We start from the raw sequence: 901 nt of genomic DNA on the forward strand, positions 1-901 counted from the left end.
GATCGTTAGGATTCTGAAGACTGTCTGCCTTTACCTCCTTCTTGTCTCGAAGTACAGCCTTTCCGTCCATTACGACATACTGTTCTTCAAACAGACGCAGAAGAAGATCATGTGCAGGAGAAGTAGCAGGAAAAACTGCCAGCATCTCCATGATGAAATTACCAATTCTGGCAAGATTGCTCTGAAGCGTATCAGAGTCAGAGCGGTAAACTGTCTTGGAGGAATCCTCTTTCAAGTATTCCTTTGCCCGCTCTTCCTGCTCTGGGGAGAGATGGGTAAGCGTGCATGTCTTGAGGAACTTGACCAGAGTTGTATGTATCAGTTCATAGCGAGACTGGCGAGCGATATTGCTACCGATAAGCTTACTGTCCATACGGACGCATTTGCCTGATATCTTGAGAAGGTGTACATGCTTGCCAGCAAGCTGCTCGAAGCAGAGCTGCATCAGGTCAATGCCAGTTCTTTCCTGATATTCGCAGATGCGGCGGCGAAACAGATAATAGGTATCTATTGATGGGGTTACATCAGTCAGAAGTTCCATGCCGAGAGCCTTTCTGGTAAGAAGGTCAAACTCGCACTTCTCAAACAGATCCTCGTCGCTGCAACCGAATCCCTCCTTCAAGACAGACATAGCCACGAGTATGCGGATGGAAGCATTTGGGCGGCCGCTCTTCTTGCCTTCAGGGAACAAAGGCTTGAATATCTCCTCATCAATCTTGGTTGTCACGAGGCTATAGAACTGGTTATGCCATGCGTTGGGGTCAGAATACTTCTTTGAAGCACGACTTCCTAACTGCATTGAGGGAGCCGTGAATATATCTAACTGAGGATTCGGATCTGTCTTTTTAAACATAGTCATTCTTTTAATTGATGGTGTAACGATACGAAAAATATTCCAGAT

General features: G+C 46.2%; 1 protein-coding gene. It reads right to left on the bottom strand.

What is annotated here, in order from left to right; genetic code table 11:
• Positions 1-853, bottom strand: an 853-nt coding sequence (locus ABNK64_RS11095; RefSeq protein ID WP_349764436.1) for a transposase, incomplete at its 3' end; no start/stop codon positions are given.
• Between the last annotated feature and the right edge of the window lie 48 nt (positions 854-901).

This window comes from Fusobacterium sp. SYSU M8D902 (assembly GCF_040199715.1).
Lineage (GTDB): Bacteria > Fusobacteriota > Fusobacteriia > Fusobacteriales > Fusobacteriaceae > Fusobacterium_A.